General features: G+C 63.2%; 24 protein-coding genes and 1 riboswitch. Of the genes, 11 read left to right on the top strand and 13 right to left on the bottom strand.

Annotated features, from left to right (window positions below; all coding sequences use genetic code 11):
• Positions 1-15: 15 nt before the first annotated feature.
• Together NKH63_RS05370 and NKH63_RS05365 are read right to left on the bottom strand one after the other, a co-directional pair.
• Entirely contained in the window at positions 16-1041 is a 1026-nt protein-coding gene (locus NKH63_RS05370; protein ID WP_352917675.1) for an RNA polymerase subunit sigma-70, read from the bottom strand.
• 41 nt (positions 1042-1082) lie between these two features.
• Positions 1083-1829 (bottom strand): SDR family NAD(P)-dependent oxidoreductase, encoded by a 747-nt coding sequence (locus NKH63_RS05365; RefSeq protein WP_352591154.1) that lies wholly within the window; start codon positions 1827-1829, stop codon positions 1083-1085.
• 235 nt (positions 1830-2064) lie between these two features.
• Between NKH63_RS05365 and NKH63_RS05360 the strand changes: the two genes are divergently transcribed.
• A complete protein-coding gene (locus NKH63_RS05360; RefSeq protein WP_352917674.1) occupies positions 2065-2385 on the top strand; it encodes a DUF1330 domain-containing protein in 321 nt (106 codons plus the stop codon).
• Positions 2386-2469: 84 nt separating this feature from the next.
• Here NKH63_RS05360 and NKH63_RS05355 read toward each other — a convergent pair whose 3' ends face one another.
• The 3 genes from NKH63_RS05355 to metX form a co-directional block, all read right to left on the bottom strand.
• The gene (locus NKH63_RS05355; RefSeq protein ID WP_352467541.1) at positions 2470-2721 is read right to left on the bottom strand and encodes a hypothetical protein; all 252 of its coding nucleotides are present in this window, start codon (positions 2719-2721) and stop codon (positions 2470-2472) included.
• Between the two features lie 224 nt (positions 2722-2945).
• A complete protein-coding gene (gene metW, locus NKH63_RS05350) occupies positions 2946-3560 on the bottom strand; it encodes a methionine biosynthesis protein MetW (RefSeq protein ID WP_023721109.1) in 615 nt (204 codons plus the stop codon).
• A 172-nt stretch (positions 3561-3732) separates the two neighbouring features.
• Complete coding sequence (gene metX, locus NKH63_RS05345) at positions 3733-4902, bottom strand: homoserine O-acetyltransferase MetX (RefSeq protein ID WP_352917673.1); 1170 nt, start codon at positions 4900-4902, stop codon at positions 3733-3735.
• 92 nt (positions 4903-4994) lie between these two features.
• Positions 4995-5072: riboswitch (SAM riboswitch) on the bottom strand.
• 138 nt (positions 5073-5210) lie between these two features.
• On the opposite strand from metX, the gene hisC reads away from it, so the two are divergent.
• Together hisC and NKH63_RS05335 are read left to right on the top strand one after the other, a co-directional pair.
• Complete coding sequence (gene hisC, locus NKH63_RS05340; protein WP_352917672.1) at positions 5211-6320, top strand: histidinol-phosphate transaminase; 1110 nt, start codon at positions 5211-5213, stop codon at positions 6318-6320.
• Between the two features lie 6 nt (positions 6321-6326).
• On the top strand, positions 6327-7262 hold the full coding sequence (locus NKH63_RS05335; protein WP_352483504.1) for a prephenate/arogenate dehydrogenase family protein: 936 nt from the start codon (positions 6327-6329) through the stop codon (positions 7260-7262).
• 132 nt (positions 7263-7394) lie between these two features.
• Here NKH63_RS05335 and NKH63_RS05330 read toward each other — a convergent pair whose 3' ends face one another.
• On the bottom strand, positions 7395-8396 hold the full coding sequence (locus NKH63_RS05330) for a DUF2125 domain-containing protein (RefSeq protein WP_352917671.1): 1002 nt from the start codon (positions 8394-8396) through the stop codon (positions 7395-7397).
• Positions 8397-8510: 114 nt separating this feature from the next.
• Here NKH63_RS05330 and NKH63_RS05325 point away from each other — a divergent pair, with 114 nt between their 5' ends.
• Entirely contained in the window at positions 8511-9044 is a 534-nt protein-coding gene (locus NKH63_RS05325) for a gamma-glutamylcyclotransferase (protein ID WP_352483506.1), read from the top strand.
• Positions 9045-9089: 45 nt separating this feature from the next.
• Here NKH63_RS05325 and NKH63_RS05320 read toward each other — a convergent pair whose 3' ends face one another.
• Positions 9090-10070: a quinone oxidoreductase family protein gene (locus tag NKH63_RS05320; protein ID WP_352917670.1), complete on the bottom strand. Its 981-nt coding sequence runs from the start codon at positions 10068-10070 to the stop codon at positions 9090-9092.
• Positions 10071-10389: 319 nt separating this feature from the next.
• On the opposite strand from NKH63_RS05320, the gene NKH63_RS05315 reads away from it, so the two are divergent.
• Both NKH63_RS05315 and NKH63_RS05310 read left to right on the top strand, forming a co-directional pair.
• Positions 10390-11337 carry an aldo/keto reductase gene (locus NKH63_RS05315; RefSeq protein ID WP_352917669.1) on the top strand — a complete coding sequence of 316 codons (948 nt, stop codon included), beginning with the start codon at positions 10390-10392 and terminating at the stop codon, positions 11335-11337.
• Positions 11338-11413: 76 nt separating this feature from the next.
• Entirely contained in the window at positions 11414-12034 is a 621-nt protein-coding gene (locus tag NKH63_RS05310; protein WP_352917668.1) for a LysE family translocator, read from the top strand.
• 27 nt (positions 12035-12061) lie between these two features.
• Here the strand turns inward: NKH63_RS05310 and NKH63_RS05305 are convergent, their stop codons facing one another.
• Entirely contained in the window at positions 12062-12862 is an 801-nt protein-coding gene (locus tag NKH63_RS05305) for a lysophospholipid acyltransferase family protein (RefSeq protein ID WP_352917667.1), read from the bottom strand.
• Between the two features lie 108 nt (positions 12863-12970).
• The gene (locus tag NKH63_RS05300) at positions 12971-13879 is read right to left on the bottom strand and encodes a LysR family transcriptional regulator (protein ID WP_352483510.1); all 909 of its coding nucleotides are present in this window, start codon (positions 13877-13879) and stop codon (positions 12971-12973) included.
• A gap of 134 nt (positions 13880-14013) precedes the next feature.
• Between NKH63_RS05300 and NKH63_RS05295 the strand changes: the two genes are divergently transcribed.
• On the top strand, positions 14014-14634 hold the full coding sequence (locus NKH63_RS05295; RefSeq protein ID WP_352483511.1) for a pyridoxamine 5'-phosphate oxidase family protein: 621 nt from the start codon (positions 14014-14016) through the stop codon (positions 14632-14634).
• A gap of 16 nt (positions 14635-14650) precedes the next feature.
• Here the strand turns inward: NKH63_RS05295 and NKH63_RS05290 are convergent, their stop codons facing one another.
• The 3 genes from NKH63_RS05290 to ftsE form a co-directional block, all read right to left on the bottom strand.
• Positions 14651-15415: a YdcF family protein gene (locus tag NKH63_RS05290; protein WP_352789542.1), complete on the bottom strand. Its 765-nt coding sequence runs from the start codon at positions 15413-15415 to the stop codon at positions 14651-14653.
• An 88-nt stretch (positions 15416-15503) separates the two neighbouring features.
• Complete coding sequence (locus NKH63_RS05285; protein ID WP_352495619.1) at positions 15504-16487, bottom strand: cell division protein FtsX; 984 nt, start codon at positions 16485-16487, stop codon at positions 15504-15506.
• Positions 16480-17139 (bottom strand): cell division ATP-binding protein FtsE, encoded by a 660-nt coding sequence (gene ftsE, locus NKH63_RS05280; RefSeq protein ID WP_023677923.1) that lies wholly within the window; start codon positions 17137-17139, stop codon positions 16480-16482. The genes NKH63_RS05285 and ftsE overlap by 8 nt, the downstream gene beginning before the upstream one ends.
• A 194-nt stretch (positions 17140-17333) precedes the next feature.
• On the opposite strand from ftsE, the gene NKH63_RS05275 reads away from it, so the two are divergent.
• The 3 genes from NKH63_RS05275 (at position 17334) to NKH63_RS05265 (ending at position 19059) form a co-directional block, all read left to right on the top strand.
• A complete protein-coding gene (locus NKH63_RS05275; RefSeq protein ID WP_352895396.1) occupies positions 17334-17666 on the top strand; it encodes a hypothetical protein in 333 nt (110 codons plus the stop codon).
• A 179-nt stretch (positions 17667-17845) separates the two neighbouring features.
• Complete coding sequence (gene hpt, locus NKH63_RS05270; RefSeq protein ID WP_023721145.1) at positions 17846-18388, top strand: hypoxanthine phosphoribosyltransferase; 543 nt, start codon at positions 17846-17848, stop codon at positions 18386-18388.
• A gap of 299 nt (positions 18389-18687) precedes the next feature.
• The gene (locus tag NKH63_RS05265) at positions 18688-19059 is read left to right on the top strand and encodes a response regulator (protein ID WP_023721093.1); all 372 of its coding nucleotides are present in this window, start codon (positions 18688-18690) and stop codon (positions 19057-19059) included.
• Between the two features lie 19 nt (positions 19060-19078).
• Here NKH63_RS05265 and NKH63_RS05260 read toward each other — a convergent pair whose 3' ends face one another.
• Positions 19079-20029, bottom strand: a complete 951-nt coding sequence (locus NKH63_RS05260) for a DMT family transporter (protein ID WP_352895395.1) — start codon at positions 20027-20029, stop codon at positions 19079-19081.
• Positions 20030-20251: 222 nt separating this feature from the next.
• Between NKH63_RS05260 and NKH63_RS05255 the strand changes: the two genes are divergently transcribed.
• Positions 20252-21109 carry a LysR substrate-binding domain-containing protein gene (locus NKH63_RS05255; RefSeq protein ID WP_023721091.1) on the top strand — a complete coding sequence of 286 codons (858 nt, stop codon included), beginning with the start codon at positions 20252-20254 and terminating at the stop codon, positions 21107-21109.
• The last annotated feature ends 15 nt before the right edge of the window (positions 21110-21124 follow it).

Genomic DNA, 21124 nt, shown 5'->3' with positions numbered 1-21124 from the left:
TTGCCCACGGGTAAGCTAGGCCGGTGGCAGGCCGAAGGCCGGGAACAGAGATGGCCCGAGCGGCCCTATGAAGATCGTCAAGGAAGCGATCCCGCCCTCGGCTGGCTCGAACACATGCAGGGAATGGGCCCGCCACGCCGGGTCATCGTGGCTGCGGGAATAGACCCCGACCGCCGGCTGGCCATTGGCCGCGGTGGCCAGCGTGCGGAAGCCGCCGAACCTCGGCCAGACGGTCTCGAAGAAACCGCGGATCGCTTCGCGGCCTTGATACCATTCGCGCCAAGGCGGCATGGTATAGATGGCGTCCTCACGCAGGAGCTCGATCAAACCTTCGAGATTGGCGGCCTGCCAGGCCTGCATGTAACGTTCGAGCAGCAGGCCTTCTTCGGGGTTGGGCCGTGATCGGCTGGCCGGCCGTCCGCCAGGATAGCGCGCCGTCAGCGTTGCGCGGGCGCGCTGCAACGCGCTGTTGATCGAAGCCGTCGATCCGCCCAGCAAACGCGCCGTCTCGACGGCCGACCATCCCAGGACGTCGGCAAGCAGCAGCGCGGCGCGCTGCCTGGGCGGCAGATCCTGGATAGCGGCGACGAAGGCGAGCTGGACGGCCTCGCGGCTCTCGTAACGGGCTTCCGGACCTGGCTCGCTGCCGGCAATGTCTGGAAGCTCGGCGTCGGGGTAGGGCTCCAGCCACGCGACGTCAGCTACGGGCCCGCCTATGGCCGCCCCGTGCGACGGCGGCCGTCCGGGTTCCCGGAGAATGCGACGCGCCCTCGACCTCGCCTTGATGGCGTTAAGGCAAGCATTGGTCGCGATCACATAGAGCCAACCGCGAACCGAACCCCGCCCGTCGAACTCCGACCTTGCGCGCCAGGCGCGAAGCAACGTGTCCTGGACGAGGTCGTCGGCCTCGTGCAGCGAACCCATCATGCGATAGCAATGCAGCTTGAGCTCGCGGCGATGCGCGGCCGTGACCTTCTCGAAGGCCAGCCGATCGAGGATCGGCTGACGTGCCGGTTCCAGAGGTGGTTGAGCGTCTGTCATGCTACTTTCGGGTTCCGGGTCAGGTTTGCATTACGCGCGCCTCAGGCGGCCGGGGCAAGCCCGCTCCCGCTCACCATGAAGGAACTGCCTTGCGGCTGGCCGGTGGCGAGTGCGACCACCGCCCGTCCGACATCGGCCGGCGTCTGCATGTCGGTCATGGCGGCGATGAAGTCCGCCGGCTGGATGCCCATATAGGCCGCGATGCTGTCGACGCCGGCCTTGCCCACGCCGGTCTCCGGCATGATCCGCATCGGCGCGAGCGCCATGAAGCGCAGGCCGAGGCCAAGCCGGTCCGACTCCTTCTGGCTATGACCGGCCAGGAACATCTGCATGCGTTTTGCGCCGGCATAGCCGCCGGCATTGGGTGGTCCGCCGGTCAAGGCCGCGCCGCTGGAGATCAGAACGATCCGGGTTCCCGGCTTGAGCGGACGGCGCAGAGCGGCCCGGCAAAACAGGAACGACGCCTTGACGTCGGTGTCCCAATTTGCCGAGAAGGCCTTCCAGTTCTGTTCATGCACCGGCGCGGAAGGGGCCAGCGCACCTGCGCAGATCACCAGCACGTCCGGCTCAAGCGCGGCGAAGACCTTATCGGGGGCGGAGTCCACCGTCGCATCGATCGCGAGCGTCTTCACGCCGGAGACCTCCCAGGCAAATTGCGCCAGGGCCTGTTTTCCGCGGGCGACCGCCAGCACCGTCGCTTTCTCCTTGAGGGCGACCTCCGCAATGGAGCGGCCGACACCCCGGCTGCCTCCGACGACGACGACATTCTGATTTTGCAACGATCCCATGGATCACCTCTCTGTTCCCGGCCGCCGGACCATCCAGGCGCGCTCATCGATAAGGACAGCGCAGGTGGGCGGAAATCATCGGTGCCAGGCAGAAATATCTTTCAGGTGACGGCAGCGGCGCGCCAGTTTTGTATTCGGTGTCATTACCTCGGGGGTAATCGACCAGCGCGCAACGTCCCGGCAAACTGCTCCCATCAAGCCGGTTGTCCGGCTTTCGACCACAAGGAGTTACACCATGACCGCCTACGCCGTCGCCCATATGCGCCAGGTCACGCCGGGGCCGCCGATCGTCGAGTACCTGCAGAAGATCGATGCCACGCTTGAGCAGTTCGGCGGGCGCTTCATTGTGCATGGCAGCGAGGTGGACGTGGTTGAAAACAATTGGCCGGGGCACCTCGTCATGATCGAGTTTCCAGACATGCAGCAGGCGCGCGGATGGTACCGCTCGCCCGCCTATCAGGAGATCTTGCCGCTGCGCACCGCGAATTCTCAGTCCGACGTGGTCTTCGTCGACGGCGTCGAGCACCCGCACAAGGCCACCGACGTACTTGAATAGGGCAATGATCGGCTACGATCGGCTTCTATGGCGCCGCCATCTGTCCGGCGACACTGAATTTGGATCGCGTCTGCATCGGCAGCTTCACCGCCCCTGCAGCACCTTGATCGCGTTGGACATGTCGCCGTGCGACAATGCAGCCAGATAATCCGAGTAGTTGATCCTCCCGTTCGCGAAGCCGTTCATCAATCGCGTGCAGAACGTGTGTTCCAATCCGGCGTCCGGGACGTTCATGAGCGCGGCGAGGTTTGCCCTTTCAACCTTGCCGAACCGCATCTTGAACTTGGTCATGCACCGCTGGATCGCCTGCCGCTTCAGCGCCGGGCTGCCGCTCAACGCGACTTGTCCATTCTGGAAATCGGTCTTCGATGTCGTACACCCAGAAATCAAAGTGGCCGATATCAAAGCTGTTGCTAATACTAGCGTCTTCATTGCTTCCCCAAACCAACCCATTTGAGACCTGTTAAAGCAACAAAGAATGCTGGGCAACTTCATTGAATGGAAAACTGAAAATATGGTTTTTTGCGGAGGTCGGAGGTTCGTTGCTTCTGCCTGTTAACCTATCGTTTCAGCAGAAATACCGCCTGCTGGCCGAAAAAGTTCCAGAACCACCACGGCATGGAGAAGCCGATCCGCTGGCCGTTGGCGTCGAGCGCGGTTGCCTTTTCCACCGTCGCGCCCAGCTCGTCGCATAGATTGACGAAATCGCGAATGGTGCAGAAATGGATGTTGGGGGTGTCGTACCAGTAATAGGGCAGGTCCTTGGTCACCGGCATTCGGCCGTTGAAGAGCAGCGAAAAGCGCACCCGCCAGTGGCCGAAATTGGGAAATGAGACGATGGCGCGGTTGCCGATCCGGAGCAGTTCGTCGAGCACCAGCTTCGGATTGCGGGTCGCCTGCAAGGTCTGCGACAAGACGACAAAGTCGAAGCCCTTGTCGGGATAGAATTGGAGGTCCTTGTCGGCATCGCCTTGAATGACCGACAGGCCGCGCGCCACGCATTCGTTGACGCCGCGCTGCGACAGTTCCAGCCCGCGGCCGTCGACCTTCTTGGTCGCCTGCAGCAATTCGAGCAGCAGGCCGTCGCCGGAACCGACGTCCAGCACCCGCGACTGCGGCGGGATGAGATCGGCGACGACTTCGAGGTCGACGCGCTGGGCGCGGTTGACGCTCATTGGCTCGGCTCCTGCCTGGCGCATGGTCCTGATCCGAAAAGTCTGCAACTTTTCGGGGCCATGCGCTGATGCCTGGCGCATGATCCTGATCCGAAAAGTCTGCAACTTTTCAGGGTCATGCGCTGATGCCTGGCACATGGTCCTGATCCGAAAAGCGTGCAACTTTTCGAGGTCATGCGCCGAGCCCTCTAGCCCGGGCCGCCGAGGCGATGAAGCCTTTGATGGCGGCGAACAGGTCCGGCTCGTCGAGCAGGAAGGCGTCGTGGCCGCGGTCGGTCTCGATTTCGACGAACGATACCGAGGCGCCGGCCGCGTTCAGCGCGTGAACGACCGAGCGGCTCTCCTCGGTCGGGAACAGCCAGTCGCTGGTGAAGGAGACCAGGCAAAAACGGGTCTTGGTGCCGGCGAAGGCATCGGCCAGCCGGCCGCCATGGTCGGCGGCGAGATCGAAATAGTCCATCGCCCGGGTCATGTAGAGATAGGAGTTGGCATCGAAGCGATCGACGAAGGTCATGCCCTGATGGCGCAGATAGCTCTCGATCTGGAAGTCGGCATCGAAGCCGAAGGTCAACGCTTCGCGGTCCTGCAGGTTGCGGCCGAACTTGCGGTGCAGCGCTGCTTCCGACAGATAAGTGATGTGGGCGGCCATGCGCGCCACCGCCAGCCCCTTTTCCGGTCGCTTGCCGTGCTCGAAATATTTGCCGCCATGCCAGTCGGGGTCGGCCATCACCGCTTGCCTGCCGACCTCGTGGAAAGCGATGTTCTGCGAGGAATGGCGGGCGCCGGTGGCGATCGGCAGGGCCGAGAAGACGCGCTCGGGATAGCTGGAGGCCCATTGCAGCACCTGCATGCCGCCCATCGAGCCGCCCAGCACGCTGAACAGCTGTTCGATGCCGAAATGCTCGACCAGCATCAGCTGCGCCCGCACCATGTCGCGGATGGTGATGATCGGCAGGTCGAGCCCGTAAGGCTTGGCGGTTGCGGGATTTGTCGAGGCGGGGCCGGTGGAACCGAGGCAGCCGCCGATGACGTTGGACGAGATGACGAAGAAACGGTCGGTATCGATGATCTTGCCGGGGCCGATCAGCACTTCCCACCAGCCCGGCTTGCCGGTCACCGGATTGGTGTTGGCGACATGCTGGTCACCGGTCAGCGCATGGCAGACGAGGATGGCGTTGGAGCGCGCGTCGTTGAGCGTGCCATAGGTCTGGTAGGCGATCTGGAACGGCGACAGCAGCGTGCCGGCGTCGAGCTTGAGCGGCTTGTCGGCGCCGAAACGCAACACCGGGCTCGACGGCTGGTCGGCCTCGTTGTTGGTTTTTCGCGCGCGCAAAGCGACCATCACATCTCCTTGCCCGGCCTTCAGTTGTCCGCCGGTTCGGGCAACAACCAGTCAGGGCAACAAAAAACCGGCCATGCCTTCGCAAAGCCGGTTACAAGATGCAAACGGCCCTTTAGCAAGTTGTTTAACGTGGCTGCAAGCCGACCGGCCAAATCACCACGGAACTGTCGCTGCTCTTCTAGGACTGACGCATGGCTTCGTCAACGGCAAGTTATTGATCCCGAATTGCCGCCCCTCGACATTCCGGGCCACGGCTTGTATTTCCGCTGCGGCTTCCGGATGGAGGCTTCCTCGACGGATTTCATGGAATGAGCCAGACACCGGATCAGACACGTCCAACGCCCCGCGCCGGCATCATGGACATCGAAGCCTATGTGCCCGGCAAGAGCGCGGCGCCTGAAGGTGTCGTCAAAGTCCACAAACTGTCGGCGAACGAGAACCCGCTCGGTCCTTCGCCAAAGGCGATAGAGGCCGCGCGCGCGGTCGCCGACAAGCTCGCGGTCTATCCCGACGGCAGCGCCAGGCGCCTGCGGGAGGCGATCGCCGACGTGCACGGGCTCAATCCGGCGAACATCGTCTGCTCCAACGGTTCCGACGAGATCCTGGGCCTGCTTGCGCAGACCTACCTCGCGCCCGGCGATGAAGCCATCATCACCGAACACGGCTTCATGGTCTACAAGATCTACATCCAGTCGGCCGGTGCCGTCCCGGTAACGGTCAAGGAGACTGATGAACGCGCCGACATCGATGCGATCCTCGCCGCGGTGACGCCGCGTACCAGGATCATCTTCCTTGCCAATCCGAACAACCCGACCGGCACTTACGTGCCATTCCAGGAGGTGCGCCGCCTGCATGCGGGCCTGCCGCGAAACGTGCTTCTGGTGCTGGATGCCGCCTACGCCGAATATGTCCGGCGCAACGACTATGAAGCTGGCGTCGAGTTGGTGGGCAGCGCGGAAAACGTAGTCATGACCCGCACTTTCTCGAAATTGGGCCTCGGTGGCGCGCGGATCGGCTGGATCTATGCGCCAACGCACGTCATCGACGCGATCAACCGCGTGCGCGGGCCCTTCAACGTCAATGCGACGGCGATCGAGGCAGGCATCGCGGCGATCCGCGACCGGGCTCATATCGAGCGCAGCGTCGCGCATAACGAGACCTGGCTGGCCTGGCTGAGCGAGCAATTGACCGGGCTCGGGCTGCGGGTGACCCCGAGCGTCGGCAATTTCATCCTGATCCACTTTCCCGAGGACAAAAAGCATTCGGCGGCGGCCGCCGACGACTACCTCAGTGCGCGCGGCTACATATTGCGGCGCGTTTCCGGCTACGGTTTTCCCAACGCGCTGCGCATGAGCATCGGCACCGAAGAGGCTAATCGCGGCGTTGTCGCAGCACTCGCGACATTCCTGAAAAGCTAGGGCACCATGACCTCACCGATGTTCGAAAAGATCGCGCTGGTCGGCATCGGCCTGATCGGTTCGTCGCTGGCCCGCGTCATCCGCCGCGAGGGACTTGCCGGCCAAGTCGCCATTTCGACGCGCAGCGAAGCGACGCTGGAGCGGGCGAGCCAACTCGGCCTTGGCGACACCTACACGACAGATGCGAAAGAAGCGGTTCGCGATGCCGATCTGGTCATCGTTTCGGTGCCGGTCGGCTCTTCAGGCACGGTCGCCCAGGAGATCGCACCGGCGCTGAAGAAGGGCGCCATCCTCACCGATGTCGGCTCGACCAAGGCATCGGTGATCGCGCAGATGCAGCCGCATGTGCCTGATGGCGTGCACTTCATCCCCGGCCATCCTTTGGCCGGCACCGAAAAATCGGGACCGGATGCCGGTTTTGCCGAACTGTTCGAGAACCGCTGGTGCATTTTCACGCCGCTGGCCGGCACCGATCCCGTGGCGCTGGAAAAGCTCTCGGAATTCTGGCGCCGCTGCGGCTCCAACATCGACACGATGGACCCCCAGCATCACGACATGACGCTGGCCATCGTTTCGCACCTGCCGCACATCATCGCCTATAACATCGTCGGTACCGCCGACGATCTGGAGTCGGTGACCAAGTCCGAGGTCATCAAATACTCGGCTTCCGGCTTTCGCGACTTCACCCGTCTCGCGGCGTCCGACCCGACCATGTGGCGCGACGTCTGCCTGCACAACAAGGACGCCATCCTCGAAATGCTGGCGCGGTTCTCGGAAGATCTGTCCTCGCTGCAGCGGGCGATCCGCTGGGGCGACGGCGAAAAGCTGTTCGACCTGTTCACCCGCACCCGCGCTGTCCGCCGCTCGATCATCGAGGCCGGCCAGGACATCGACGTACCGGATTTCGGCCGCCAGGCAGTCGAACACCCGCCGAAGGGATAAGCCGCGGCAAGCCGATCGCAGGCCGTGCCGCCCCAGAACGGTTCATCGTTTCACGGAAAACGCCGAACCGGTCTATCTTTTTGTTTGACGCAATTCCGGACGGAAAACCGTTCACACTTTTCCTGGAATGCTCTAGTCGAGCGGCTTGATCTTGCCGAGCGGGATGAAGCCGAGCGAGGCCTTGCCCTTGACGATCTTCAGCGGCATCGACGGTGCGTTGCCGAGCAGCGCCAGTCCGGCGAAGCCGGTCTGGATTTCTTTCTTCTGCTCGGGGATGGCGGTGGCGAGGATTGCCGCCACGGCCTTCGGATCAGTGAGCTTGATCATCAGGTCGGCATTTATGAGACCGTCGTCATCGATCGACAGCGGTCCGGAAACGGTGATGCGCGCGGTTCCGGACGACAGATCGAGCTCGTGGATTTCGGCCGCCTGGCCGCGCAGGCTCTTCGGACTTGCCTTGATCAGCGTCACGCCGTTCTTCAATGTCACGTCGCCGCTGCCGTCGAGCGGTGGCAAGACGCGCCCGCCGATGGCCTCTGCGTCGATTTCGAGATCGGTGAAATTGCCGGCATAGTCGATGTCCGGGCCGTTTGGGCGCAATTGTCCGGTGGCGGTTCCGGCGCTGAACAGCGAGACGGGATCGGTGTCGTCCGCCGGATCGGTCTGGCCGGACAGGCCTTCTGCCTGCAGCGAGAGGCGCCTCGGCAGCGGCCAGGACAGCTTCATGTCGGCTTGCAAATCATCCCAGTCGATCCACAGCGGCGTCATGCCGGGAACAGAGGTCCTGAGCGGCCCCCTGAACTCGGCGGCAGGCGACAGAAGCCGCGTGATCTGCGTGGCGGCGTTGATTTTGCCTGTCGATGCAGCGACGTTGCGGCTGTCGTCCTCGTAAGCCAGACTGTCGCAGGAAAGGGTGAAGGTGAAGGGATAGCCGCTGACCGCGAGATTGGCGCAGTCGGCCTTGATGCCTTTGTCGTCGAGATCGGCGACCGCCTTTTCGGTTGCGCTCTCGACCAGATCCGCCAGGTAGAACCAGCCGGCGCTGTAGATGCCGAACAGCACGAGGATGAAAGCGGCAAGCCACAACAGGCGGCGACGTTGGCTGGGCGGCGGGCGCTCGTCACTTGACGTCATGCTGCGGCTTTCGTTAACGCGGGTGACACGGGCGGGCTGTCGCTTTCGGCAACAACAGGTAGACGGACTGAAACACCACCGGTGGGGTGGTTCGTCACAATCAGGCTTGGCGATATGGGCGATTTTTGGGTTTTTGGCTACGGCTCACTGATCTGGCGGCCGGGATTCGCACATGTCGAGACGCGGCGTGCCCGCCTGCATGGCTATCGCCGTTCGCTCTGCGTCTATTCTTTCGTGCATCGCGGCTCGCGCGAACGGCCGGGCCTGGTGCTCGGCCTCGACCGCGGCGGCTCCTGCATCGGGCTGGCGTTCCGGGTTCCAGGCGAGCTGCGCAACGAGGTCATCACCTATCTGCGCGAACGCGAGCTGGTCACCAACGTCTATCTCGAGCGTGTGCTCAGCGTTCGCCTCGACAAGCGTGAAACGGATGGGGGCGAGACGGTCGAAGCCATCGCCTATGTCGTGGACCGCAGCCATGAGCAATATGCCGGTGCGCTCGACGCCGCCGAGGCAGCAGCCGTCGTTCGCGGCGCCGTCGGCCAGTCGGGGAGGAATGAGGATTACGTGCTCAGCACGCTGGAGCACCTCGAAGCACTGGGTATAAGCGATCGCTGGCTGGAAGAGGTGACAAGACGGGTCGCGACGTAGCTTCTTTGGTCGTTGACCATGATGCTTGCGGCGTCGTGGTCCGGGCTACATCCTGAAAATCTGTTTGCCAAGATCGGCGCGATCCAGACTGTTTGCCACGGCGAGCTTGAACTCGGTCAACGGGCGGAGACCGCCGACAGGAACGTGGAAGCCGGGCTGGCCGAAGATGTCGATGATCTCGCGTAGCACAGGTCGTTCGGCTTCGACCGGCGGCGAAAAGAAGTAGCGATAGATATTCGCCCTGATCTCGACGCCGCTCAGCAACACATCGAAATTGTGAAGTTCGAAGCGCTCGGCACTCATGCCGCCATTGATCACCATCTGCCCGCCGAGCGCCAGGGTGCGGATCAATTCGCCGCTGACAGGTCCGCCGACATTGTCGATAATCCCGTTCAATCCGGCGCCACCGGTGATATCCATCACGGCTTCCCGGATACTTGCCTTCAAGTCCGAAAGGTCAAGAATGGCGGCGACGCCAAGCGTCTTCAGATCGAAGCTTTGGTGCGAGCGCCGCACCAGCGCGATCACGTTGATGCCGCGTCGTTGGGCGAACTGCATCACCATTGTCGAAATCGACGAATAGCCGGCCGTGACAGCCAGCCACTGGCCAGGCCGCACACGGGAATCCACCATCAGATCCCACGCGGTAATGGGGTTCACCATCTGCCCGGCGCGTTCGACCGGATAGCCGGCAGGCAACGGGATCAGCCATTCGGCGGGAATGGCCGCGTACTCGGCCCAACTGCCATAATAGCTGAACGCGACGAGCGTGCCCGGTTCCAGCAAAACGTTCGCGCCAACGGCTTCGACGATGCCGGCGCCATGGTTTCCCGCGATCTGCTGGGGAAAATGCGGCTTCTTCGGTTCGGGATAGAGGTTCTGGATAAACAGGAAGTCGCCCGGATTGATCGAGGCCGAGACCATCCTGACCAGCACCTCGCCATCGCCGATCCGCGGCATCGGCAGGTCGTCAACGTAGAGCACGTCGCGCGGCGAGCCGATGGCGTCAAATACAATTGCCTTCATGCCGGTCTCCATAACAAACGATCCGGGGCAAACCGTCTGGGCTTGGCCAGACCGTGCCGAAATTTGCGTCGGCGCCGCGGAACTTATGGCCGGCCGGCAAAGGCCAGAATTGGCAGATTTGACAATCTATGTGCTAAACTTGCCAATTTCCTCAGAGGGGCTGGTTTGGAAGCCGGACACGGCGCGGCGGGTCGCGGTTTTGTGAAGCGCCAGCGGGTTGGAAAAGAGGCTATGCGTTTGACGTTGCCATGGCGCGACATAGGTTAGCCCGGTCGGCGGCTCCCACCCGCCTCAGCATGAATCACCATGGAGATCAGCCTTGCAGAAACGTCGTCTCGGTCGCACCGACCTATCCATCGCGCCATTGGTTCTGGGCGGCAATGTGTTCGGCTGGACCGCCGGTGAGAAAACCTCGTTCGACTTGCTCGACCGCTTTGTCGACGCCGGTCTCAACGCCATCGACACGGCCGATTCCTATTCGCGCTGGATTGCCGGCCACCAGGGCGGCGAATCCGAAACCATCATCGGCAAATGGATGAAGAGCCGCGGCAACCGCGACAGGGTTGTCGTCATCACCAAGGTCGGTTCGGACATGGGGCAGGGCAAAAGGGATCTGTCCGCCGCCTATATCGAAAAGGCCATTGATGCCTCGCTGAAGCGGCTGCAGGTCGATACCGTCGATCTCTATCTGTCGCACTGGCCCGACCCTGCGACCCCGTATGAGGAAACGCTCGGTGCTTACCAGAAACTGCTCGACAAGGGCAAAATCCGCTATGCCGGCGCTTCCAACCTCGACGCCGCCCAATTGCGCGCCGCACTCGACGTAGCAAGCCTGCGCGGCCTGCCGCGCTACGAGGTGCTGCAGCCGGAATACAACCTCTACGACCGCTCGTTCTTCGATGGTCCGCTGCGTGATCTGTGCGTGGCCGAGGACATCGGCGTCATCACCTATTTCAGCCTCGCCAAAGGGTTTTTGAGCGGCAAGTACCGCAGCGAAGCCGATCTCGGCAAAAGCCCGCGCGGCGGCGGTGTGAAAGGGTATCTCAACGCGCGTGGCATGCGCATTCTCTCAGCGCTCGACGCCGTGTCGGCCAGACATTCGGCCAAGCCGGCGGAAGCGGCGCTGGCCTGGGTCATGGCGCGCCCCGGCGTCACCGCTCCGATCGCCAGCGCGACGACGCTCGGCCAGCTCGACAGCCTGGTGCGTGCGGCGTCGTTGCAGCTCAGTCCGGACGATATCGCCGAGCTCGACAAGGCCAGCGCATAGCCGCGCACGATCGTTCAAGACCCGCACCGCTGCCTTGCCTACCGTCCTACATCGTCACAGGATGCAGGGACGCCGCATGGCCGGACAGGTTCTTCTCGATCAGCAGCTATGGCAGCAATTGCTGGCGCTTGTGCTGGCATCGGCCATCGTCATGGGCAGCCCGGGGCCGGCGACGATAAGCGTCACCGCGGTCGGCGCCGCGTTCGGCCTGCGGGATTCGCTCCGCTATGCCTCGGGGATCGTTGTTGGCACGATCCTCGTGCTCGTGGTGGTGGCGACGGGCATCATGGCCGTTCTCGCCGCGTTGCCGAAGCTCGCGGCGCTGCTGGCGGTCGCCTCGGCAGCCTACATCCTTTACCTGGCGTTCAAGATAGCGACGGCGCCGCCACTGACGGCACGCGTCCGTGGAGCGGCGCTTCCCACTTTCCTTGGCGGGTTTCTTCTGGCTGTTGCCAACCCGAAAGCCTATGTGGCGATTGCCGCCGTGTTCGCCAGCGCGTCTTCCGGCGCCGGCGGTCTCGGTATTTCAGCCAAGCTGGGGGTTCTCACCTTGATGATCGTTGCCATTCATCTCTTGTGGCTTCTCGCCGGCGCAGCCTTTGCACGTTTGCTGCGCAAACCGCTGGCTTCGCGGATCATCAATCTGGTGTTTGCCGTGACGCTGGTTGCAACAGCCGCCCTGGCTGCCCTGCCGTGAGCCCTTGTGGCATCTGAGGCCGTTGGCTCAGCCTTTCAATTCAGGTTTCGCGTCCAGCTCACCAAGCCTTTTCACCGCAGTCGGCGGCATCGGCGGCGGGTTCGGCGTTTGCGACGCCTCGACGAGGAGCTGGTCGCAGGCGGCCTCCGTCTCGCCGATCAGCCGTTGCATGAATTCGTCCTTGCCGAGGCCGGGCGGGATCGGCGACAGGAAGCGCGCCTTGATCGTGCCGGGATAGCGCAGGAATTTGCGGCGCGGCCAATAGAGGCCGGCGACGTGAGCGACCGGCACCACCGGAATGCCAAGTTGCGCGTAGAGTTCGACGATGCCGTATTTGTAGACCGGCTCGTCGCCCGGCGCCCGGCGCGTGCCCTCGGGATAGATGATGAGCTGGCGGGGATTGCGCGCCAATTCCTCTTTGGTCGCGGCGATCACCATCTTCAATGCCTTCGAGCGGCTGCCGCGGTCGACCGGAATCATCCGCATCTTCAAGATGTACCAGCCGAAGAACGGGATCCAGGTCAGCTCCCGCTTCAATATGTAAACGGGATCGTCGAGGAACGGCAGGAAAGCGATCGTGTCCCAGAAGGACTGGTGCTTCGGCGCCAGGATGAAGGAGCCTTCAGGCAGGTTCTCCTGGCCGGTGATCTCGCTTCTGGTGCCGGCGATCTTGTCGTAGAGCCACATGCTGGTGCGCGACCAGAATTTCGGCACGAACCAGGCGCGGTGGCGCGGCGACAGGAAATAATACGGGGTCCAGAGGATCATCTGGACGATCAGATTGAGGTAAAAGGCGAGATTGAACGCCAGCGAGCGGAAATAGAGCATACAGCAAGTGCCCGGTGAGGAGGTGTGCGTTGGTTACACCAAGCGCCGGCAAAAAGGAAACGGTGCGAGGCGGGCGATCGGCCCGGTTTTGCGGTAGGCCGTCTTTCGTCACGCCTGCCACGCCGCCTGCAGCAGGCGCTGCTTCAGGCGTGGGGCGGCGAAGTCGAGGAACGCGCGCAGCTTCACCGGCAGCAGGCCCTGGCCGGCATGGACGAGGCTCACCGGCCATGGTTCGGGCTCGAACTCCTGCAGCACGGGGCGCAGCGTACCCGACCGAACCGCGGCGGCGATCTGGTAGGAAAGCAGCCTCGTCACGCCGACGCCAGCAATCGCCGCATCGATTGCCGCCTCAGCGGTGTTGACCCGTAACCTGGAGCGGACCGGTACGGTGAATTCGGCCTTGCCGGTGGCGAAACTCCAGGCGGAGGCGTTGAGCCCTTCGAAGGTGATCGCACTGTGTGCCGCAAGCTCCTGCGGCTTTTTCGGCGTGCCGTGCTCGGCGAGATAGGCCGGGCTCGCGCAAACGACGCGGCGGATCGAACCGAGGCGGATGGCGACCAGGCTCGAATCGGCAAGGGCGCCGATGCGGATGGCGAGATCGATGTGCTCTTCGACCAACTGGGTTATCCGGTCGGCGAGTGTCAGCCGCACACTTACGTCGGGGTAGGCGGCGAGAAAGGCGGTGACGACCGGCAGCACATGCAGGCGGCCGAAGACGATCGGCGCGGTGACGATCAGTTCGCCGGTCGGGGCGCTGTACTCGCCGGCGGCTATTCGCTCGGCCTCGCCGACCTCGTCGAGAATGCGACGACAGGCGGCGAGATAGGCGTGGCCGGCATCGGTCAGCGACAGCTGCCGCGCCGAGCGGTTCAACAGCCGTGTCTTCAGGTGCCTTTCCAGGTCCGAAACCTTGCGGCTGACCGTCGTCAGCGGAATGCCGAAGCGACGCCCGGCAGCCGAAAGGCTGCCTGTCTCCGCCGCGGCAACGAAAAGCGACATGGAGTGGAGGCGATCCATAGCTTTCCCGAAAAAATTGGCCCTTCCGAAGAATGGAAGGACGCATCGCAGATATGGCATCTGCTTCTCGAAGATGGAAGTATCTACTTTTCGGTGAGTAATGCAGCGTAGCTCGGCAGTTGAGGAGGGTCTTCATGAACGCTCACACCAGCGATGTTGCCTTCACACCGACGGTGAAGGCGATCCAAGCCCGCAAGGGCTCGCGCCAGGCCTATGCCCGTGTTGAGGAGCGTGGTGGCTGGCAGGCGGCAATCACGCCCGATCTCGCCGCCTTCATCGAGGCGCAGACCAGCGTCTTCCTGTCGACCGCCAATGCTGACGGGCAGCCTTACATCCAGCATCGCGGCGGGCCTGCCGGTTTCCTCAAGGTGCTCGACGAACGGACGATCGGCTTTGCCGATTTTTCCGGCAACAGGCAGTTCATCACCCAAGGCAATCTCAGCGACAACCCACAGGCTTTCCTGTTCCTCATCGATTATGCCCACCGGCAGCGCATCAAGATCTGGGGCACAGCGCAGGTCGTCGAGGGCGATGCCGAACTGATGGCAAAGCTGGTGCCGCAAGACTACAAAGCGCGACCCGAACAGGTCATCCTGTTTACCGTTTCTGCCTGGGATTCCAATTGCTCACAGCACATCCCGCAGCGTTTCGAAGCGGCCGATGTGGCGGCGGCTCTGGCCGAACGCGACAGGCGTATAGAACGGCTCGAGCAGGAGATCGCGCGCTTGCGCTCGGGTGCAACAGCCAGGGAATAAAAACTGCCGGTGCCGTTCAGTTTCCGCCCGCGGCGTCGGCCAGCGTGACGCTGTTGGGCGGTTGCTTCACCGGCATGATGCCACGCGCCAGCGCCAGCAGGTATTTGCTGTATTCGGTGAACAGCACGCGCAGCGCTTCCGGCTTGGTCAGCCAGCCGCCATTCCCGAGGTTGGTGTTGACCACCGGATAGGGTTCAAGCCTGGCGCCGCGTAGCAGCCGGCCCATTTCCAGCAGGCTGCGCGGCATGTGATAATTGTTGGTGACGAGGATGACCGTGCCGTAGGCATGGTCCTCGACCCATTTGGCGCTTTCCTCGGCATTGCCGATCGTGTCGAGCGCGGCGCGGTCGATGTCTACGCAGCAGGAAAACAGCCTCTTGTCGCCGCCGGTCGCGGCTTGAAGCTGGCGGCGGCTGGCGGAAGGATGGACGCCGCTGATCAGAAGCCGCTCGCCCTTGCCGGACGCAAGCAGGCCCATCGCGGCGTCGAGGCGCGACTGACCGCCGGTCAGCACGATGATAGCGTCGGCCCTTGCCGGATCGGCGGGCGTCGTCAGACGGCTGACGGTGTTGGCGAACCAGCCGAAGCCGGCGACAAACAGCGCCACAAGGGCGAGCAGAACGAGGGCCGAAAGTCGCAAGGAGCGGGCTGCCAGCAGCCGCCCGTGTTTGGCGAACTGATCCGGCTTGGCAAATTCATCAGGCCCGGCGAATTCATGCGGACGCGCAACCAGCACTGGCATGCACCCAGCGGTATCGGTCGAGTCCCGAACGTCCATCATGAAATGGTTAACCCCGAAATACGGCCTTTGGTAGGAAAAAAATGCAATTTTCGTGACGATGCGTTTTCATCCGTGATCGATCTTTCCTTTAGCCGGCGTCCGGCTGGCGAATGTCGATGTCGCTGAGATAGGTAACCACGGTGAAATGGGAGGTTGCCGCGGTCAGCGCGCCGATCACCAGCACCATGACAGCGACCCCGAGATAACCCGCCGAGCCGATGGCGAAATTGCCGAACAGGGCGGTCGCCTGGTCGGCCTGCGGCGTTGCCATGTTGCGTGACGACCACCAGGAGAAGACGATGAAGACGAGGATTGCCGCGGCGCCGCCCGCCGCGGCGCCCTTCATGCCGGTGACCAGAAAATGCCGGCGGAATTCGCGCGCGATGAAGCGCGCCTCGGCGCCGACGAAATGCAGCACCTCGATGATGTGGCCGTTGCCGGCCATGGCGCCGCGCGTCGCGAATACCACGGTCAGCACCGTCGCCGACAGCATCAGTGCCAGCACTGCGATACCGATCGTTACCGTGGTGCGGGCCATGGCAACCAGCCGGTCGACCCAGGTGCGATGATCGTCGAGCGAGGCACTCGGCAGCTTCGGCGTGATCGCCGCGCGCAGTGCGGCGAAATCGGGCGGACTGTTCTCGTCGATGGTGATGATGATCAGACGCGGCACCGGCAGCTCATCGATGTTCAGGCCCGAGCCCAACCAAGGCTCGAGCAGCCGGGCCGTCGCTTCGCGGTCGACGATCCTGGCGCTTTTCACGCCGGGGAATTCGCCGGCGATCTGCGAGGCCAGCGCAAGTGCGGCCTCCATGTCGAGGCCGTCGACCGGCTTGATCTGGATGGTCGCCTCGCGCGAGATCTGGTTCTCCCAGACCGAGGCGGTGTCACGCACCAGCGTGACTGCGCCAAACGTCAGGCAGGACAGAAACGTCATGATGGCGATGACCAGCACCAGCGCCCGGCCGGCGATGTTCTGCGCCGGCACGATCGGCGCCATCTTGCGCTGGACGCGGGGCTTGGCCGCCGCGGCGTCGTGACCCTCGAAATGTTCGACGGAGAGCTCAGTCATAGATGTCCAGCCTTCCGCCGGCCAGGATCATGCGCCGTGCGTCGACCTGTTCCATCAGGCCGAGGTCGTGCGTGGCGATCACCACGGCAGTGCCCAGCCGGTTGAGCTCGATGAACAGCCGCAGCAGGCGTCGCGCCAGTGGTGGATCGACATTGCCCGTCGGCTCGTCGGCGAGCAGGATCTCGGGCTGCTCGATCAACGCCCGGGCGATCGCTGCGCGCTGTTTCTCGCCGCCTGACAGCACCGGCGGCAGCACATGCATGCGTTCGCCGAGGCCGACCCATTTCAGCAGCTCGGTGACGTCGGTGCGGTAGGTCGCCTCCTCGCGGCCGCGCACGCGCAGCGGCAAGGCCACGTTCTCGTAGGTGGTCATATGGTCGAGCAGGCGAAAATCCTGGAACACCACGCCGATGCGGCGTCTCAGATGCGGCAATTCGGTGCGCGAGATGCGCGAGCGGTCCTTGCCGAAGATGGTGATCAGGCCGCGCGTCGGCTTCAGCGACATGAACAGAAGCCGCAGCAACGTCGTCTTGCCGGCGCCTGAAGGTCCGCTCAGGAACTGAAAGGAGCGCTCCGGAATGTGCAAGGAGATGTCGCGGAGGATCTCCGGACCCATGCCATAGCGGAGGCCGACATTTTCGAAGCGGATCACTTTCGACGACCTGAAATTCTCGGCGGCAAGATGCCAGCCCTTTCTGTGGAAAGACCATCGGCCGGCATGGTTAACCGACGGTTAATTTGGGGGCTTTTCAAACGAGTCACAGGGGTTCCGGTGGGGAAGCGTTAACCATTTCCGTTTACCCAAAAGAAACGAACAGCGAACAGGTGCCGTAGTGTTGGGCCACGATGGCTGACGATCGAACCGCGCGCCCGGTTTCCGGCGAAATCATGACCGATCCGGCCGCCGAGCCGGAACGCATCATGCGCGACGTGACCGCCGACGTCATCGATGCCGATTATGAGGTGCTGCCCCGCCATTTTACGAGTCCAGACTTTGCACCGCCGCCTGCGCGCATGATTTCTACGCCTTCGATCGAAGGCATGGACATGTTGCGCAAGCCCGAAACCGCCGTCGAACGGCCGTTGTGGGTGCACGGTGGGCCGATCTTCTGGATTGCCGGCGTCGGTGCCGCCTTTGCCGCCTTCTGGATTTCGGGCGGCCATGCGCTGGTTCGTTAGAACGGCACCAGAAAATCAACAGGTCACCAGATAAACGATTCGCGACGCGCTGGAGACCGTTCGCGGCGCCCTGCCAAAGATTTGGCCTTGCCAGACGGCTCGACATGCCTAGAAACGGGGTTGAAGACCGTTTTCGGTCAGCTTCGCCTACAAGGCGATCATTTCTGGAAAGGCGGCCAATGCCAGTTGTGCGCGGCAAGGACATCGAAGTCCTGTTTTCGGCGTCCGCCATCGCGCGGCGGAATCTGGAACTTGCCAAGGAGATCGCCGGGCACGACTACCACGACCTTCTGGTAATCTCGGTGCTGAAGGGATCATTCATCTTCGCCGCCGATCTTATCCGTGCCATGCACGATGTCGGCCTGTCGCCGGAGGTCGAGTTCATCTTCATCTCGAGCTATGGCGCCGGGACAACCAGCGGTGAGGTGAGGGTGCTGCGCGACATCGACAACGAGGTCGCCGGCCGCGATGTGCTTCTCATCGACGACATTCTCGAATCCGGCAAGACGCTGAGCTTCACCCGCGACCTCATGCTGTCGCGCGGCGCGAGGAGCTGTGCCATCGCCGTGCTGCTCGACAAGCGCATGCGCCGCCAGACCACGCTCAACGCCGACTATGTCGGCTTCGACTGCCCCGATTATTTCGTCGTCGGTTATGGCATGGACGTCGCCCACGCGTTTCGCGAATTGCCGTTCGTCGGCATGGTCAAGGGCGACGCTTGAGGCCTTTTTGATAATTCTACTCCGGCGGCCACCTGACGCAGTGTTCTGCGCTTCCTGCAGCGCAGCGCGTCCTTTGGACGCGCAAAGGACGCTGTAGCACTTTTGATTTTGCGCATGATGCTTTCCGAAATCGAAACCGAGTTCGGGATCAAGCGCGAAGCTCCCGGACTCGAACGTCCGCTCCGCTCCGGTTCTCGAAAACCACGCCATCTGACTCGCCGGAGCGAATTCTGAAAAGGCCTCATCGACACTCAGCGCCTTCAGGAAACATCAACTTTTCCTCGCCAAATATCCTGCCCATGGCAAAGCTCTTGATCGTCGAGGACGATGAATCCGTCCGCACCCTCGCCGCCCGTGCGCTCGAACGCGCCGGGCATAATGTCACTATTGCCGCCGACGGCGCGCACGGTCTTTCTCTGATCCGGGCGGCGCAAGGGGGCTACGACCTTGTGCTGTCCGACATCCGCATGCCGGAGATGGACGGCATCGAGATGGCCAAGGCGGCAGCGGCGCTGTTCCCGGCGATGAAGATCATGCTGATGACCGGCTTTGCCGATCAGCGCGAGCGCGCCGAGGAATTGGACGGCGTTATTCTCGATGTCGTGCAAAAGCCGTTCACGCTGGCTGAAATTCGCGCCCGCGTCGAACAGGCGCTCGCCTGTTTCGCCTAAAGCCCAAGGCCGACCGCCTTCACGCAGGGTCGCAGGTCGCAGCGATGGCTGGCGCGCCGCTCCGGCGCCGGCTGGCATTGAGCGCAAACAGGCCGGCGCCGATGATGAGGGCTGCGCCGGCCGCCGTCGCCGGTCGCGGCACTTCGGCAAAGAACAGAAAACCCCATAGCGGCGACCAGATGATACCGGTGTATTCGAAGGTGGCGACGCTGTTGGCGGGCGCCAACCGGTAGGCCTGCGACAACAGGATCATGCCGGCCGAGGCAACGAAGCCGCATGCCCCCATCTTCAGCAGATCCGGCGTCGTCGGCCAGACCCATGGCCGGACTAGGAATTCGAGGCTCGGATGCACGGCATGGTCGATGTCTGCCAGCCAAAACAGCCCCGCCACCAGGGCAGCACCGGCCAGATAGGCGCCGTTCTGGTAAAACGCCATAACGGTCGAGGATTCGGTGTCGCCGATCTTGCGTGCCATCAGTTGCGAAAAACCGTAGAGCAGAGCCGAGCCTAGCGACAGCAGCGCCGCCCAGTCGAACACGCCGGCACCCGGGCGCGCCATCACCAGCACGCCGAGCATGCCGACCAGGACGGTGGCGAGCGCCTGCCAGGACACGCGTTCGCCGAGATACGGGCCGGCCAGCGCCATGATGAACAGTGGCGCCATGAAATAGAGCGCCACCGCGTCGGCCAGCGGCAGGGCGGCGATTGCCAGATAGTAGGCCGTGTAGGAGGTGAACTGGATGAAGGCGCGCATCGTCAACATGCCGAACCGCTTCGACTGGATCGCCTGCAATCCGACGTCGGCGTGGACGAGGAAAACCAGGATCGGCAGGGCGACGATCGAGCGGATCGCCATCACCTCGGTGACGGGATAGCGGCTCGACACCGCCTTGACCAGCGGGTCCTGCAGTGAAAAGACCAACACGCCGAGACAGAGGCTGAGGATGCCGAGCACAAGCCGATTCTGCATGGGCGCTCCGGTCTCCTGCGCGCCGGCCGGAAGCAGGCCTGCATCCGGGTAAAAAGAACCCGCCACCGTTTCGGGCAGCGGGTACGAGTGAGGACTTTTGATTGGTCCGCGGCCGATTTCGCGGCCGCATATCCAATGGGTGAGGCGACTATCGTCCGCCGTTTGACATGTTGCAAACGAATTGGAATGATGCCAGCAATCAGATTTTCTTATGGCGGGCACATGCGACCCAATCTCGACAGCGACCTCTTGCGCACCTTCGTCGCGGTCGCCGACACCGGCAATTTCACCAAGGCGGCGGAGCGGGCCGGCCGCACCCAGTCGGCGGTCTCGATGCAGATGAAGAAGCTCGAAAGCATGGTCGGCGACAGCCTGTTCGAGCGCGGCTCGCGTGGTGTGGCGCTGACGCGGCGCGGCGGCGAGCTCATCGCCAACGCCAGGCGCATCGTTTCGCTGCTCGACGAGACGGCGGCATCGATGGTCGCGGCGCCGCTTGGCGGGCCGGTGCGCATCGGTATCCCGGAGGAATATGGCCACGCGATCCTGTCGCGCGCGCTCGGTGCCTTTGCCAAGCGCCATCCTCAGGTCGACATCACCGTCCGCTACGCGCATTCCGGTGCGCAGATCGCGGCGCTCGCCGCCGGCGAGCTCGATCTGGCGGTGGTGTTCGAATGGCAGGATCTCTCGGGCGGTGAGGTGCTGATGCATGATCCGACCGTATGGGTGACGTCGGAGCTGCATCACATGCATGAGGACCGGCCGGTGCCGATCGCGCTCTACAACCGCGCCGGCTGGTGCAAGGATTTCGCGATAAAGTCGCTGGAACAGCGCGGTCTCGCCTATCGTGTCGCCTACACCAGCGATACCAATGGCGGCCTGCGGCTCGCCGTCACCTCCGGGCTGGCGATTGCGCCGATCTCGCGCAGCAACATTCCGGCCGGCTGCCGCGAACTTACGGCCGCCGACGGCTTCGGCGACATCGATTCCTCGAACGTAGTGCTGCGGCGCAATCCGAACGCTTCCGGCGAGGCGATCGACGGCATGGAAGAGGCGATCCGCGAGGCGTTCACCAACCGTTAAACACGTCGCTCGGTC

This window comes from Mesorhizobium sp. M0960 (assembly GCF_040319055.1).
Lineage (GTDB): Bacteria > Pseudomonadota > Alphaproteobacteria > Rhizobiales > Rhizobiaceae > Mesorhizobium.
Note: the sequence above shows the minus strand (reverse complement) of the source record. Positions and strands in the feature narration are given on the sequence as shown.

Bases quoted from the DNA above. Each gene is read 5' to 3' on its own strand.
- NKH63_RS05325 (WP_352483506.1), top strand. From the start codon at position 8,511: ATGGGCGATTTTTGGGTTTTTGGCTACGGCTCACTGATCTGGCGGCCG.
- NKH63_RS05275 (WP_352895396.1), top strand. From the start codon at position 17,334: ATGGCTGACGATCGAACCGCGCGCCCGGTTTCCGGCGAAATCATGACC.
- NKH63_RS05320 (WP_352917670.1), bottom strand. From the start codon at position 10,070: ATGAAGGCAATTGTATTTGACGCCATCGGCTCGCCGCGCGACGTGCTC.
- NKH63_RS05305 (WP_352917667.1), bottom strand. From the start codon at position 12,862: ATGCTCTATTTCCGCTCGCTGGCGTTCAATCTCGCCTTTTACCTCAAT.
- hisC (WP_352917672.1), top strand. From the start codon at position 5,211: ATGAGCCAGACACCGGATCAGACACGTCCAACGCCCCGCGCCGGCATC.
- NKH63_RS05335 (WP_352483504.1), top strand. From the start codon at position 6,327: ATGACCTCACCGATGTTCGAAAAGATCGCGCTGGTCGGCATCGGCCTG.
- NKH63_RS05365 (WP_352591154.1), bottom strand. From the start codon at position 1,829: ATGGGATCGTTGCAAAATCAGAATGTCGTCGTCGTCGGAGGCAGCCGG.
- NKH63_RS05290 (WP_352789542.1), bottom strand. From the start codon at position 15,415: ATGATGGACGTTCGGGACTCGACCGATACCGCTGGGTGCATGCCAGTG.
- NKH63_RS05255 (WP_023721091.1), top strand. From the start codon at position 20,252: ATGCGACCCAATCTCGACAGCGACCTCTTGCGCACCTTCGTCGCGGTC.
- metX (WP_352917673.1), bottom strand. From the start codon at position 4,902: ATGGTCGCTTTGCGCGCGCGAAAAACCAACAACGAGGCCGACCAGCCG.
- NKH63_RS05285 (WP_352495619.1), bottom strand. From the start codon at position 16,487: ATGACTGAGCTCTCCGTCGAACATTTCGAGGGTCACGACGCCGCGGCG.
- NKH63_RS05360 (WP_352917674.1), top strand. From the start codon at position 2,065: ATGACCGCCTACGCCGTCGCCCATATGCGCCAGGTCACGCCGGGGCCG.
- NKH63_RS05300 (WP_352483510.1), bottom strand. From the start codon at position 13,879: ATGGATCGCCTCCACTCCATGTCGCTTTTCGTTGCCGCGGCGGAGACA.
- NKH63_RS05310 (WP_352917668.1), top strand. From the start codon at position 11,414: ATGGCCGGACAGGTTCTTCTCGATCAGCAGCTATGGCAGCAATTGCTG.
- NKH63_RS05295 (WP_352483511.1), top strand. From the start codon at position 14,014: ATGAACGCTCACACCAGCGATGTTGCCTTCACACCGACGGTGAAGGCG.
- metW (WP_023721109.1), bottom strand. From the start codon at position 3,560: ATGAGCGTCAACCGCGCCCAGCGCGTCGACCTCGAAGTCGTCGCCGAT.
- NKH63_RS05330 (WP_352917671.1), bottom strand. From the start codon at position 8,396: ATGACGTCAAGTGACGAGCGCCCGCCGCCCAGCCAACGTCGCCGCCTG.
- NKH63_RS05260 (WP_352895395.1), bottom strand. From the start codon at position 20,029: ATGCAGAATCGGCTTGTGCTCGGCATCCTCAGCCTCTGTCTCGGCGTG.
- NKH63_RS05265 (WP_023721093.1), top strand. From the start codon at position 18,688: ATGGCAAAGCTCTTGATCGTCGAGGACGATGAATCCGTCCGCACCCTC.
- hpt (WP_023721145.1), top strand. From the start codon at position 17,846: ATGCCAGTTGTGCGCGGCAAGGACATCGAAGTCCTGTTTTCGGCGTCC.
- NKH63_RS05370 (WP_352917675.1), bottom strand. From the start codon at position 1,041: ATGACAGACGCTCAACCACCTCTGGAACCGGCACGTCAGCCGATCCTC.